Below are 1025 nucleotides of genomic sequence, written 5' to 3' on the forward strand. Positions count from 1 at the left end.
ACAACGCCCGCGCCAACGGTACGGCCGCCTTCACGGATTGCGAAACGCAGACCGTCGTCCATCGCGATCGGGTGGATCAGGGTAACAACCATTTTGATGTTGTCGCCCGGCATTACCATCTCTACGCCTTCCGGCAGTTCGATGGTGCCAGTCACGTCAGTTGTACGGAAGTAGAACTGCGGACGGTAGCCTTTGAAGAACGGAGTGTGACGGCCGCCTTCGTCTTTGGACAGAATGTACACTTCGGATTCGAACTTGGTGTGCGGCTTGATGGTGCCCGGCTTAGCCAGTACCTGACCACGTTCGATTTCTTCACGTTTGATACCACGCAGCAGAACACCAACGTTCTCACCCGCACGGCCTTCGTCCAGCAGTTTGCGGAACATTTCAACGCCAGTACAGGTAGACTTCGCAGTCTCTTTGATACCAACGATTTCAACTTCTTCGCCAACTTTGATGATACCGCGCTCTACACGACCGGTAACAACGGTACCACGACCGGAGATGGAGAATACGTCTTCGATCGGCAGCAGGAACGGCTTGTCAATCGCACGCTCAGGTTCCGGAATGTAAGAATCCAGGAAGCCAGCCAGTTCGATGATTTTCGCTTCCCACTCTGCGTCGCCTTCCAGCGCTTTCAGAGCAGAACCACGAATGATCGGGGTGTCGTCGCCCGGGAAATCGTACTGAGACAGCAGTTCACGAACTTCCATCTCTACCAGTTCCAGCAGCTCTTCGTCATCAACCATGTCGCATTTGTTCAGGAACACGATGATGTACGGAACGCCTACCTGACGACCCAGCAGGATGTGCTCACGGGTCTGCGGCATCGGGCCGTCAGTCGCAGCAACAACCAGGATCGCGCCGTCCATCTGAGCAGCACCGGTGATCATGTTTTTAACATAGTCGGCGTGGCCCGGGCAGTCTACGTGCGCGTAGTGGCGAGTCGGGGTGTCATATTCAACGTGAGAGGTGTTGATGGTGATACCACGAGCTTTTTCTTCCGGCGCGTTATCGATCTGGTC

The 1025-nt window shown here is 55.1% G+C and carries 1 protein-coding gene; it reads right to left on the bottom strand.

Going from position 1 to position 1025, the window contains the following annotated elements:
- Positions 1 to 1025, bottom strand: a 1025-nt coding sequence (gene tuf / locus ENTHG_RS00060) for an elongation factor Tu (RefSeq protein WP_052332653.1), incomplete at both ends; no start/stop codon positions are given.

This window comes from Phytobacter massiliensis JC163, from assembly GCF_000321045.1.
Classification (GTDB): Bacteria; Pseudomonadota; Gammaproteobacteria; order Enterobacterales; family Enterobacteriaceae; genus Phytobacter_A; species Phytobacter_A massiliensis.